Below are 11,253 nucleotides of genomic sequence, written 5' to 3'. Positions count from 1 at the left end.
GGCCGTGCCGGGCGACAGCGGCACGCCGCGTTCGCTCTCGGGCAGCGGCGGCGCCATGTCGGGCCGCAGCTTGGCCACGATGATCACATAGACCATGTACAGAATCGCCAGCATGATCCCGGGAAACAGCGCGCCGGCATACAACTGCACGACCGACACGCCCGTGGTGGCCCCATACACGATCAGCATCACCGACGGCGGCAGCAGAATGCCCAGGCAACCGCCCGCCGTAATGGAACCGGCCGTCAGGCGCACGCTGTAGCCGGCCTTCAGCATGGCCGGCATCGCCAGCAGCCCCATCAACGTGACCACCGCCCCCACGATGCCCGTCGCCGTCGCGAAGATCGCGCACGTCGCCAGCGTGGCCACTGCCAATGCGCCGGGCAGCCGCGCCAGCGCCAGATGCATCGACCGGAAGAGCTTTTCGATGAGGTTGGCGCGTTCGACCAGATAGCCCATGAACACGAACAGCGGAATCGAAATCAGCGAATCGTTCGTCATCGTGGCGTACGTGCGCTGCACCATCAGATCCAGCGTCTGTCCGAGTGACCGCCCCGGATCCGAACTCTGCATGTAATACGCCAGGAACGTGAACAGCACGCCCATGCCCATCAGCGTGAACGCCGTGGGAAAGCCCAGCATGATCGCCACCACGATCAGGGCCAGCATCAGCAGCCCGATGTGGCCCGTGGTGAGGTTGTCCCACGGCGTGAGGAACGCGATCATCAGGAGCACCAGCGCGATGCACGACAGGCCGAACCACAATGCCTTGTGGATTTTCATCGCTGGGACTCCCCGGTGTTGACGTAACGATCGAGCTTGGCGATGTCTTCGTCCTTCACGTGCACCATCTCCTTGAGCTTATCGACGTCCACTTCCTCGACGTCCTCTTCACGCGACGGCCACGCGCCCTGCTTCAGGCACAGGATGCAACGCATGACCTCGGCCACGCCCTGCAGCAGCAGCACCGCGCCGGCGGCGGGGATGAAGGCCTTGAATGGATAGATCGGCGGCCCGTTGGCCATCAGCGACGAGTGTTCGCGGATGGCGATGGAGTAGCCGGCGTAGTACCAGCCCGCCCACACCAGGGCGATGACGCCCGGAAAGAAAAAGACGATGAAGAGCAGCAGGTCCAGCCCCGCCTGCACGCGCGGCGGCAGGAATCCGTACAGGATGTCCCCGCGCACGTGCCCGTTCTTGGCCAGCGTATACGCCCCAGCCATCATGAACAGGATGCCGTAGTACATCATCTGGAGGTCAAACGCCCAGGCGCTGGGCTGATTCAGGATATAGCGCGCCGCGACTTCCCAACACACGTGCAGCGTCAGCACCACGATCAGCCAGGCAAAGGTCTTGCCCACGAGGGTGGAGATGCTATCTATGAAACGTACGATTCGGATCATCGAAGGTCCTGGAGTCGGATCCGCTCAGGCCGCAGCAAACCTGCCGCCGGCGCGCACGGAACCTGGACGCATGGCGAAACCCCGCGCGCCGGCCAGGCGGCGCGCGGGAGCAGCGCAGGACGGCGTCAGGCCGGCTTGGTGCTGCGCGAGAAGTAGTGGTTGTAGGCCATGCGGTAATTGACGGTCGTGTCGCCGTGCCAGCGCCCCACCCGCTCCGCGAACGCGCGCTGCGAATCCAGCACCTTCTTGAACAGCGGATTCTCGGCCGACCGCTTGGCAATCATCTCGTCCCAGATCTTGAGCTGCTGCTGCAGGATCGCGTCCGGCGTCTTGTAGAACTTGACGTTGTGATCCTTCTGCAGCTTGATGTAGTCCTGCGAATAGCGGTTCGCCGCCTTCCAGGACATGTCCGCGCTGGACGCCTGCGCCGCATAGCTCAGGATGTGCTTGAGGTGTTCGGGCAAGGCGTCGTACTTGGCCTTGTTGAACAGCACCTCGAATTGCTCGGCGCTCTGGTGAAAGCTCTGCAGCATGCAGATCTTGGAGACGTCCTGGAATCCCAGCGCCAGGTCGGAAGACGCGTTGTTGAATTCCGCCCCATCCAGCAGCCCGCGGTCCAGAGCCGGCACGATTTCCCCGCCCGGCAGCGCGTTCACGGCCGCACCCATCGCGGTGTACATGTCAATGGCCAGGCCCACGGTACGGAACTTCACGCCCTTGACGTCCTCGACCTTGGTGACCGGCCGCTTGAACCAACCGAACGGCTGCGTCGGCATCGGACCGTACATCAGGGACTGCACGTTCACGTTCATGGCCTTCTGGATCTCGACCAGCAGCTCCTTGCCGCCGCCGTATTCGTGCCAGGCCAACAGCATGTTGGCATCCATGCCGAAAGACGGACCGGACCCCCACAGCGCCACCGCCGTGTTCTTGCCGTACCAGTAGGCCACCACGCCGTGGCCGCCATCCAGCGTCCCGGCCGACACCGCATCCAGCAAGTCGAACGCCTTGACCACGGCGCCCGCGGGCAGCACTTCGATCTTCAACTGACCGCCGGCCATCTCGTTGACCTTGTTGGCGTAGTCGCGGGCGAATTCGTGGAAGATGTCGGTCGCGGGCCAGGTGCTCTGGAACCGGAAAGAGATGGGCGCGTTCTGCGCTTTGGCGATGGCGGGAAATCCTAGCGCCGCGACCCCTGCGGCGGCTGCGCCGGAGATGAATTTGCGGCGGCGGGGCTTTGTAACGTGTTGCATGGCTTGTTGTCTCCTGGGGTGGACTACATGGACCAGCGTGTTGTTACTACGGCTGCAAGGGTGTGGCACAGATTGGCTGCTGCGAGCCATCCGATGCGGGTTGATGCGTCTGATGCGCAACTTTGGAGTGATTAAACCTGCCTGACAAACGGCTGACAATCAGCTTTTAGTCAGGAATTACCCTAGAAAACGGACTAGCCCTAAATAGCAAAAAGGCCAGCAGGCCGCGTGACGCGGCGTGCTGGCCCGATGCGGTGAAAGGAGGTGGTTATACCGCCGACACGGAGCCCGCCTCTCCCCCGCCCTGCAACTGTGGCGGCGAAGTCACGATCGACGTCAGTGCCGGTTCAGCGGGACGCAACGCCGCCAGATCCGGCCTTGGCCGCTGCAACACGTCCGAGCCCGCAAACGCCTGCTCCATCGCCTGCGCCGCGGCCAGCACTTCCCGGTCTCCACGAAAGCGCCCCACGATCTGCAGCCCGAACGGCATGCCCTTCGCATCGCGTCCGCACGGCAGCGTCAGCGCCGGGTGCGTGGTCAGCGTGATCACATACGTCAGTGCCAGCCAGCGGTAGTAGTTCTCCTGCGCAATGCCGTTGATCTTGTCCGCGTACAGCTGCGTCCACGGGAACGGCGAGACCGGCGTCGTGGGCGAAAGGATGAGGTCGTAATCGTCGTAGGCGCGCTGAAAGCGCTTGATCAGGCGCGTCTGCTCGGCCTGCGCCCAGGCGCTGTCCTTCAGACTCATCGCCGCGCCCATTTCGAAGTTGGCGCGGGTGTTGGGGCCCAGGCTGGACGGATCCTTCTCGTACGCGTCGCGCATGCCCGCCACGAAGGCTTCGGCGCGCAGCACGTCAAAGCACCGGTGGGCCTCACCCACATCCAGGTCGATCGGATCGCAGGCGGCAAACAGATGCCGCATCGCGGCGATCTTTTCGCGGAAGGTGGCGCGGATACTGTCGTCCACGTCGCAGGCGCCGAAGTCTTCGGTATAGGCCACGCGCAGCGAGCCCAGGTCCGCGACGCCGGGGTTCAGGAATTGCAGCGGGTCCAGCGGATAGCTGAGCGGATCGCCTGCATGCATGCCCGCGGACGCCGCCATCTGCAGGCAGGCGTCGGCCACCGTGCGGCCCATCGGCCCGACCACGGAAATCGGCGTCCAGCCCAGCGGCTTGCGCACGCTGGGCACGATGCCTGGCGAGGGCCGAAATCCGACAACACCGCATTTGGACGCGGGAATGCGCAGCGAGCCGCCGGTGTCCGAACCCGTGCAGACCGGCAGCATGTCGCTGGCCAGCGCCGCAGCCGAACCGCCCGACGAACCGCCTGCGTTCAGGTTGGGGTTGAACGGATTGCCGGTCGCGCCCCACACCGTGTTGCGTGAATTGGCGCCCGCGCCCATTTCGGGCACGTTGGTCTTGGCAGCGACGATGGCGCCGGCGCGGCGCAGGCGCGCCACCAGCTCGATGTCCTCCTCGGGCACGTGGCCGCGATACAAAGGCGAGCCGTATGTGGTCAGCACACCGGCGGTGGGTTCCAGGTCCTTCACCCCCATCGGCAGGCCGTGCAACAGGCCCAGCGGCTCGCCCGCCATCACGGCGCGCTCGGCGGCGCGCGCCTCCGCCCGGGCCCGCTCGTAGGCGGTGGCGGTCACCGCGTTGATGTACGGGTTCACGGCCTGGATGCGCGCGATGCAGGCTTCCAGCAATTCCACCGGCGAAAGCTGGCGGGCGCCGATCATGCGCCGCAGTTCGACCGCCGTCAGGGATACCAGGGTGTCGTCCAATGCCATCGTCGTCTTCCTTCAGTCGATCTTGATGTTGGCCCGCTGCGCGACTTCACGCATGACGGGCAGTTCCTGCTGAATCAGCGCCTCGCCTTCCGCGGCGCTCGCGAAGGCGGCTTCAAAGCCTTGCGCCTCCAGGCTCTTGACCACCTCGGGCGATTCGACGGTGGCCTTGAGCGCCTTCTCCAGCCGCGTCTTCACGTCGGCCGGCAGGCCACGCGGCGCGGCGACCATCAGCCACGTATCCATCGCAACCGAGGGATAGCCCTGCTCCGCGAACGTGGGCACGTCGGGCAGGAACGCGGAGCGCTTGGGCGCGGACACCGCCAGCACGCGCACCTTGCCCTGCTTGCTTTGCGGCAGGGCCGCGGCCACGGTGTCGACCGAGAACGGAATCTGTCCGCCGATCAGGTCCGTCATTGCGGGCGAGCTGCCCTTGTACGGCACGTGCGTCATCTTCAGCTTGGCGGCCGAGGTAAAGGCCTCGCCCACGAAATGCGCGGTGGTCCCGGTGCCGAACGAACCGTACGGCGGCTGATCGTGAGCCGGGTCCTTCACATAGGCCACGAACTCCTTCAGGTCCTTGACCGGCACCTTGGGGTTCGCAAGCAGCGCCAGGCCGGTGCGGCCGACAATGCCGATCGGCTCGAAGCTCTTGACCGGGTCGTACGGCAGGTTGGCTTGAATGGCCGGGTTGACCGTGAACGTCGTGCCCGAACTGACCAGCAGCGTGTAGCCGTCCGGCGCGGCCTTGGCGACGAAGCTGGCGCCGATCACCGTGCCAGCGCCGGCGCGGTTTTCCACCACGACCGTGCGCCCCAATTCCTGACCCAGTTTCTGCGCCACCACGCGGCCCAGCACATCGGTGGCGCCACCCGGCGGGAAGGGCACGACCAGCGTGAGCGGCCGGCTGGGATAGGCGTCCTGGGCCACCGCGGGCGCGACGGCGCCGACGGTGCTGGCAAAAGCGAGGCTGACTGCAAGAAACGAGGTTTTCATGGCGGTGCTCGATGGGAGGTGGTGGATAAGCGGCGCGTCTGTCGGCGCCTAGTTGCCGGCCGCGAGCGAACGCCCGCGGCTCAGGAATCGGTCATATTCTTGGTCGGGCACGAACAGCCCGCCGGTGGTCCAGGCCAGGTGCGTCGCGCGCGGCAGATGCGCGTCCAGGCCATGCGCGCGCAGCCATGCGCGGCCGGCGTCGGTGCCGCACAGATGGCGGGGTCCGCTGAAACCCGCGGCGGCGGACGGTTCGATGCGCAGGCCTTCGCTGTCCTTCAGGCGCGCCAGGTCGGCGTACAGCGTGTCGTCTTCAACGGTGTAGACGCCGCGCAACTGCGCGCCCACCGCCGCGTACGCCAATTCGGACGCCGTCGGAACCGCCAGGCCGTCGGCCTCGGTCACGTTGGTCAGGCCGACGTCGTACACCGACGCGGACGCCGGCGCACCCGGCAGCTCGCCTTGGCCGGCCATCATGCGCACCAGGAAACACGGCGACTGCACCGGCTCGGCGAAGAAGCAATGCACGTGCGGGCCATACAGCTGCGTCAGGCCGAAGGCGATCCCGCCCGGCGCCCCGCCCACGCCGCAAGGCAGGTAGACAAACAGGGGATGCTCGGCATCGACCCGCACGCCCGCTTCGATCAATTGCACGCGCAGGTGCAGCGCGGCGGCGGCGTAGCCCAGGAACAGGGACGCCGACCGCTCGTCGTCCACGAAATAGCCAAAAGGATCGGCTTCGACCTGCGCGCGGCCCGCGGCCACGGCTTTTTCGTAGTCGCCCGCGTGCTCCACGACCTCAACGCCGCGCGCACGCAGACGCGCCTTCTTCCATTCCTTGGCATCGGCAGACATGTGCACGGCCGACCGGAACCCCAGCGCCGATGCAATCACCCCGATGGACAGGCCCAGGTTGCCCGTGGAACCCACGGCGACCTGATAGCGGCCAAACGCCGCGCGGGCCTCCGGGCCGGCCAGCTTGCGGTAATCGTCGCCCGGGAGCAGCAATCCTTCGCGCAGCGCCAGCGATTCGGCGAATTCCAGCACTTCGTGAATACCGCCGCGCGCCTTGATGGAACCGGCCACTGGCAATGCGTGGTCCGCCTTGATCCACAACCGGCCGGCGTCCGGCGGCAGGCCCATCGCTACCTGCATGGCCGCGGCAGGGAGCAGCGGCGACTCGATCACCCCGCCCGTCTCGGCCAGCTCGGGAAACAGTTCGGCCAGCAGCGGCGCGAATCGCGCGAAGCGTTCCTGCGCCGACAGCACCTGATCCATCAGGAAATGCGCACCCGGTCCGCTTGCGGGCGCCGGCATGTCCGGGCCTGTCCACAGCACCGGCTTGGCCTGCCGCAGGGAATCCAGAACGGGGGATTGGGAAGGAGCGTCGGATTGAAACATGGCTGTGGTAGCGAATGGGAAGCGCAAATAATGCCCACATCCTAGAGGCGGCCAGCGCTTTGCAGCAATATCAATGGTTAGAATTCTTCTTTGCGTTTTCCGCAAACCTTGGAGCCGACCATGAACCCCCGCGTCCTGCAGGAGATTTCCCTGCGGTATTTCCTGGAAGTCGTGCGCACCGGCTCGGTCAGTGAAGCCGCGGGGCGCCTGGATGTGGCCCCTTCGGCCGTCAGCCGCCAGATTGCCCGCATCGAACGGGAACTTGGCACCTTGCTGTTCGAGCGCCGCGCGCGCGGCATGGTCCCGAACGCCGCCGGTGAACTCCTGGCCGCGCACGCCAAGCGCATGCAGCAGGACGTGGAACGGGTAGCGGGCGACATCCTGGCGCTGCGCGGCCTGCGGCAAGGCCATGTGCGCATCGTCAGCACCGAGGGCTATGCGTCGGAGTTCGTGCCGGCCGCCATCGCGGCTTTCCGGCAGCACTACGCGGGCATCCGGTTTTCGCTGGACGTCTGCTCGCAGCAGGAGATCCCTCAGCGCATCCGGGACGGCTCGGCGGATATCGGCATCACCCTCAGCCTCACGTCGCAGCGCGACATCCGTGTGGAAGCCCGCGTGCCGGCGCCGGTGCGCGCGATCCTGGCGGCAGACCATCCGCTGGCCGACCGGCGCGAGATGGCGCTGGCGCAGCTGATCGCCTATCCCCTGGCCCTGCCCAGCCCCGATTCCACGTTGCGCCAGCTGATCGACATCAGCTGCAGCCGCCAGCAACTGCATTGCGAGGCGGCGTTCACCAGCCGCAGCATCGACGCCCTGGTCGGCTTTGCCAGCGCGGGCGGCGGCGTGGCCTTCTGTGGTGAACTGGCCATCCGCAACCGCCTGCAATGGGGAAAAATCGTCGCCGTGCCGCTACGCGACCGCGAAATGAACGAACGTCACTTCGAGGTGCAGACGCTGGCGGGACGCATCATGCCCGAGGCCGCCAAGGCGTTCATCGCCAGCATCGCGGAGGCCGCGCGGGCGGCCTCCGGACCGGTCGGGCCCGCTTGAGGCCGGGCCGGGGAATGGCGGGCCGGGGTAAGACCGGACCGGGGTAAGGCCGGGCCGTGCAAGGCCGACCCGCATAACGCCCGCGATCAATACTGGTAGCGCATCGTCAGCATCGCGCTGCGTCCCGCGGCCCACGCGCCCTGGCTGTAGAAGCCGATCTGGCTGTAATACTTGCGGTCGAACACGTTGTTCACGTTCAACTGCGCCGACAGGCTGCGGTTGAAGCGGTAGCGCGCCATCAGGTTGGTGATGGCGTAGCTGCCCTGGCTGACGCGTTCGTCGCCGTTCGGGCCGCTGGCGATGGTGTAGACATGGCTTTGCCAGTTCACGCCGCCGCCGATCGTGAGGCGGTTCCAGTCGCCCGGCAACTGATACGTCGTGAAGACGCGCACCAGGCTGCGCGGCTGGTCGGTCTGGATCGCGTTGCCCTCGCCGTCGCTGGCCGTCCAATGCGACCAGCCGGCCGCCACATTCCAGCCCGGCGTCACTTCACCCGACATTTCCAGGTCGAAGCCGCGGCTGCGCGTGCCTTGCGCGGCCGTGTAGGCCTGATTGGTCGTGCCCGGCACAATCTGGCCCGGGTCGACCTGCGCCACGTTGTCCTGGTCGATCTGGAAGATCGCGGCGCTGGCGTTCAGGCGGCCCTCCAGCCATTCGCCCTTGATGCCGGCCTCGTACGACTTGCCTTCCAGCGGATCCAACCAGTTGCCGTTGCGGTCCTGGTAGGTCTGCGGATTGAAGATGCCGGTGTAGCTGACGTAGGCCGTGTAGGTGTCGTTGATGTCGTACAGCAGGCCGGCGTACGGCGTGAAGGCGTTCTTGTCGAACTCGGTGCGGCTTTCTCCGCCAAAGCCGATCGCGTTCGTCTTCCACGTGCTGTAGCGCCCGCCCACGATGAGCTTGAGCGGATCGGCCAGGTTCAGGCGCAACGCGCCGTACCAGCCGGTCTGGGTGGTGGTGTAGCGGTTGGCGATGATGGAATCGTTCCAGTCCGGTTCGGGATACGAGCCGTTCCAGTCCAGGAAGTTGCCGACGTCGGCCGCATTGATGGCGGACCGGTAGTTGAAATCGCCCTTCTGCCGGTTGAAGCTGGCGCCGACCACCGCTTCGTGGCGGCGGCCAAACAGCGTGAACGGTCCGTTGGCCTTCAGGTCCAGGGCATTCTGCTTGCGGTCGCCCAGGTACCAGGCGGGCGACGCGCCCATGCCCAGTCCGGTTTCGCGGTCCGGCCAGCCGTACAGATACAGCAGCTTGCCGTCCATTTCGTTCTTGGAATACGAGCCCACGGCCTGAACGCGCCAATCGTTGTCGAAGCGATGCTCCAGGCTGGCAAACGCGCCTTGCGTCGTGCTGCCCCACGATGTCCACCGGGCGCCGGTATTCAGCGACCGGCGCCAGTCGGTGCGGCCGCCGTCGGCGTACCAGAGCGGAAAGCCGCCCCAACTGCTGCCCTGCGGCTCGTTGTCCTGGTAGTTGTAGCCCACGCTGAGCGTCGTGCGCGAGGTCAGGTCGGCGTCCACCACACCGTAGAAGACCTTTTTCTTGTTCTGGTAGTAGTCCAGGAACGAATGGTTGTCCTGGTAGGCCGAGACGATGCGGCCCCGCACGGTGCCTTCGGCGTTAAGCGGCGTGGACAGGTCGGCCGTCACGCGATACGTGTCCCAGTTGCCCACGCCCGCGCTCAGGTCCGCCTTGAACTCGCGGCTGTCGGCGTGCTTGCGCACCAGGTTGATGGAGGCCGACGGATTGCCGGCGCCCGTCATCAGGCCCGTGGCGCCGCGCACGACCTCCACCCGGTCATAGATGATGGGGTCGACGGACGACTCGCCCGCCGCGTAGCCCACGTCGAATGCCGTGGGCACGCCGTCGTACATGTAGTTGGTGATGCTGAAGCCGCGCGAGTTGAACGTGTAACGCTCGCTGTCGAAGTTCTGCACCGAAATGCCCGGCGTGCTGCCCATGACGTCCGCCAGCGATCGCATGTCTTCGTCATCCATGCGCTGGCGCGTCATCACGGTGACCGACTGCGGCGTCTCGCGCAGCGACAGCGACAACCCGGTGCTGGCCGCCGTGGCGCGCGGGGTGTAGGACCCCGTCCCCTCGGTGGTGTTCGGATTGGCGTTCTCGCCCACCACTTGCACCGAAGGCAGCGTCGACACGTTGGCGTCCTGCGCGGCAACGGCCCCCGAGGCCAATGCCAGGAAAACCGCCGCCGACGTGCGGCGAAGCACGAAACGTGGATGAACGATGTGGCCGCGTCGGGCGCGTCTTTCTGCTTGCATTGGGCTTCCTACCGAGTGGGTCAAAAGGGTGACAAATCGGCAGGAAGTTTAAATGCAAATCCTTCTCATCTCCATCTACTGTTGTTTTTCCCCATTTTTCTCCTTAATCCTGCGGCTTGCCCGGCCGCTGCACCGCGCGCACCTTGCCGCTTTCGCCGCCGCCGCAATAAAACCGCGCGCCGCCATCGGATTCCAGGCCCGACACGCCAATGCCCGCGGGCATCTCGACCGCCTCCAGCACTTCGCCGGTGCGCGGTTCAAGACGCCGCAATTCGCTTTCTTCGGCTTCCCATGTGCCGTGCCACAGCTCGCCGTCCACCCATGTGACGCCCGTCACGTAGCGGTTGGAGTCGATGGTGCGCAGCACGTTACCGGTTTCGGGGTCGACCTGGTGGATCTTGCGGTCGCGGTAGGCGCCGACCCACAGGCTGCCTTCCGCCCAGGCCAGGCCAGACACGCCCTCGCCGCCGGGCGCCGGGATGGTGGACAGCACCTTGCCGCTTTGCGGATCGACCTTCTGGATCCGGCCATCGGCGATCTGATAGAGGTGCGTGCCGTCAAAGGCCGTGCCCGCATTCGCGGTGATGTCGAGCGAGCGCGACGTCTGTCCGGTGGCCGGGTCCAGGGCAACGAGGCTGTCGCCCGTGGCGAACCACACCTGCTTGCCGTCGTAGGTCAGCCCATGGACGGCCTCAACGCCCGGGAACGGGCCATATTCGCGGAGGATTTCGGCTTGTGATCGTTTCATGGTGGCTTCCTTTTGTAGGGGTGCTTCCATGCTAATGGCCGGGCAGAATCGCCGGGAGTAACAAGCTTGTCGTGAATCCGGGCACCGGAGGCAGCACCCAGCGCCGCGCGAGCCCCTGGCCGAAGGCCTGCACCTTGCCGGCCTCGGCCAGGGTGTCAAGCGCGCGCTGCACGGTGCGCTGGCTCGATCCGAGCACCAGCGCCAGCGCCGAACTCGACCAGCCTTCGCCATCAGCCAGAAAAGCCAGCAGCGCCCCCTGCTCCGGATCCGCTTGGTCGCCGGCCGGCGCCAGCACCGTGACGTCGCAAGCGCCCGCAGGCGCGAGCGCATAGCC

At 66.2% G+C, this 11,253-nt stretch carries 9 protein-coding genes and 1 pseudogene; 1 reads left to right on the top strand and 9 read right to left on the bottom strand.

Features of this window, described 5'->3' with window-relative positions; genetic code table 11:
* The 6 genes from B3446_RS26885 to B3446_RS26860 all read right to left on the bottom strand — a co-directional run.
* Nucleotides 1–783: TRAP transporter large permease subunit (locus B3446_RS26885; protein WP_291387065.1), on the bottom strand; the 783-nt coding region annotated here is incomplete at its 3' end.
* The gene (locus B3446_RS26880; RefSeq protein ID WP_191575372.1) at nucleotides 780–1,403 is read right to left on the bottom strand and encodes a TRAP transporter small permease subunit; all 624 of its coding nucleotides are present in this window, start codon (nucleotides 1,401–1,403) and stop codon (nucleotides 780–782) included. The genes B3446_RS26880 and B3446_RS26885, both read right to left, overlap by 4 nt.
* A gap of 125 nt (nucleotides 1,404–1,528) precedes the next feature.
* Complete coding sequence (locus B3446_RS26875) at nucleotides 1,529–2,656, bottom strand: TRAP transporter substrate-binding protein (RefSeq protein WP_291387062.1); 1,128 nt, start codon at nucleotides 2,654–2,656, stop codon at nucleotides 1,529–1,531.
* Between the two features lie 268 nt (nucleotides 2,657–2,924).
* Complete coding sequence (locus tag B3446_RS26870; protein ID WP_291387060.1) at nucleotides 2,925–4,448, bottom strand: amidase; 1,524 nt, start codon at nucleotides 4,446–4,448, stop codon at nucleotides 2,925–2,927.
* A 12-nt stretch (nucleotides 4,449–4,460) separates the two neighbouring features.
* Entirely contained in the window at nucleotides 4,461–5,441 is a 981-nt protein-coding gene (locus tag B3446_RS26865) for a Bug family tripartite tricarboxylate transporter substrate binding protein (protein WP_291387058.1), read from the bottom strand.
* Between the two features lie 48 nt (nucleotides 5,442–5,489).
* Nucleotides 5,490–6,839, bottom strand: a complete 1,350-nt coding sequence (locus B3446_RS26860) for a D-serine ammonia-lyase (protein WP_291387056.1) — start codon at nucleotides 6,837–6,839, stop codon at nucleotides 5,490–5,492.
* A 120-nt stretch (nucleotides 6,840–6,959) separates the two neighbouring features.
* Here B3446_RS26860 and B3446_RS26855 point away from each other — a divergent pair, with 120 nt between their 5' ends.
* The gene (locus tag B3446_RS26855; protein ID WP_175121256.1) at nucleotides 6,960–7,889 is read left to right on the top strand and encodes a LysR family transcriptional regulator; all 930 of its coding nucleotides are present in this window, start codon (nucleotides 6,960–6,962) and stop codon (nucleotides 7,887–7,889) included.
* Between the two features lie 86 nt (nucleotides 7,890–7,975).
* On the opposite strand, the gene fhuE is transcribed toward B3446_RS26855, so the two are convergent.
* The 3 genes and pseudogenes from fhuE to B3446_RS26840 all read right to left on the bottom strand — a co-directional run.
* Nucleotides 7,976–10,171: a ferric-rhodotorulic acid/ferric-coprogen receptor FhuE gene (fhuE, locus tag B3446_RS26850; protein WP_291387052.1), complete on the bottom strand. Its 2,196-nt coding sequence runs from the start codon at nucleotides 10,169–10,171 to the stop codon at nucleotides 7,976–7,978.
* A 103-nt stretch (nucleotides 10,172–10,274) separates the two neighbouring features.
* Nucleotides 10,275–10,919: a PQQ-binding-like beta-propeller repeat protein gene (locus B3446_RS26845; protein WP_175136282.1), complete on the bottom strand. Its 645-nt coding sequence runs from the start codon at nucleotides 10,917–10,919 to the stop codon at nucleotides 10,275–10,277.
* A gap of 31 nt (nucleotides 10,920–10,950) precedes the next feature.
* Nucleotides 10,951–11,253, bottom strand: a pseudogene (locus B3446_RS26840) (helix-turn-helix transcriptional regulator); the annotation flags it as partial.

The sequence above is a fragment of the Achromobacter sp. UBA5777 genome, from assembly GCF_002418565.1.
Classification (GTDB): Bacteria; Pseudomonadota; Gammaproteobacteria; order Burkholderiales; family Burkholderiaceae_B; genus Achromobacter; species Achromobacter animicus.
This window is presented reverse-complemented; position numbering and strand designations above follow the sequence as displayed.

Coding starts and splice junctions, on each gene's coding strand:
- B3446_RS26855 (WP_175121256.1), top strand. CDS start 6,960: ATGAACCCCCGCGTCCTGCAGGAGATTTCCCTGCGGTATTTCCTGGAA.
- B3446_RS26870 (WP_291387060.1), bottom strand. CDS start 4,448: ATGGCATTGGACGACACCCTGGTATCCCTGACGGCGGTCGAACTGCGG.
- B3446_RS26865 (WP_291387058.1), bottom strand. CDS start 5,441: ATGAAAACCTCGTTTCTTGCAGTCAGCCTCGCTTTTGCCAGCACCGTC.
- fhuE (WP_291387052.1), bottom strand. CDS start 10,171: ATGCAAGCAGAAAGACGCGCCCGACGCGGCCACATCGTTCATCCACGT.
- B3446_RS26845 (WP_175136282.1), bottom strand. CDS start 10,919: ATGAAACGATCACAAGCCGAAATCCTCCGCGAATATGGCCCGTTCCCG.
- B3446_RS26875 (WP_291387062.1), bottom strand. CDS start 2,656: ATGCAACACGTTACAAAGCCCCGCCGCCGCAAATTCATCTCCGGCGCA.
- B3446_RS26860 (WP_291387056.1), bottom strand. CDS start 6,839: ATGTTTCAATCCGACGCTCCTTCCCAATCCCCCGTTCTGGATTCCCTG.
- B3446_RS26880 (WP_191575372.1), bottom strand. CDS start 1,403: ATGATCCGAATCGTACGTTTCATAGATAGCATCTCCACCCTCGTGGGC.